This window comes from Bradyrhizobium sp. AC87j1, assembly GCF_002936975.1.
Classification (GTDB): domain Bacteria; phylum Pseudomonadota; class Alphaproteobacteria; order Rhizobiales; family Xanthobacteraceae; genus Bradyrhizobium; species Bradyrhizobium shewense.
In genome coordinates this window covers 1-578 of record NZ_PTFE01000282.1, presented here as the reverse complement: position 1 = coordinate 578, position 578 = coordinate 1, and the positions used below count along the sequence as shown (strand labels likewise).

Below are 578 nucleotides of genomic sequence, written 5' to 3'. Positions count from 1 at the left end.
TTGCGGAAGTCGACCGGCCTGGTTGCCACCATCACCCGAACCGCACCCGTTGGACCGATCACCGGCTCGCCTTCAGCGCCTGGACGATGGCCGCAATCGTGTTTGCGTCCGCGCCGCGACCGGCCCGGATCGTAACGCCGTCAACCTCAACCTCGATCATCCCGACGTCGGACTCGGACTTGCATCGCGGGGCTTTGCGCTGCCGGCGAAACGCGGGCGCCGAAGCGCCCACATCCACCACCGCCTGCACAAACTGCAATTCTTCCGCTTCAGAATGCTGGGCCGCAGCTTCCCTCAGTTGACGGCGCCAGCCAAACAATTGCTGCGGCGACAACCCATGACGCCGGGCCACGGCACAGACCGACTCCCCGTCCGCGACGGTCTCCGCGACAATCCGCGCCTTGTCCTCATCGCTCCACTTCCGCCGACGACCGGCTCCGGTGAAGACCTCCAGCCGCCGCACTGGCTCCGTGGTAGCACTACGCACTGTGTCCATTCTAAGCCTTACGGTCAAAACCAAACCGCAGACTTACAGATCAGCGCATCATCCGGAAGGTGGCCGCAAAACATCGCTTACA

At 63.8% G+C, this 578-nt stretch carries 1 protein-coding gene; it reads right to left on the bottom strand.

From position 1 onward, the window contains the following. Window positions 1–58 precede the first annotated feature (58 nt). Entirely contained in the window at window positions 59–463 is a 405-nt protein-coding gene (tnpA, locus tag CV770_RS41330; RefSeq protein ID WP_245454034.1) for an IS66-like element accessory protein TnpA, read from the bottom strand. Between the last annotated feature and the right edge of the window lie 115 nt (window positions 464–578).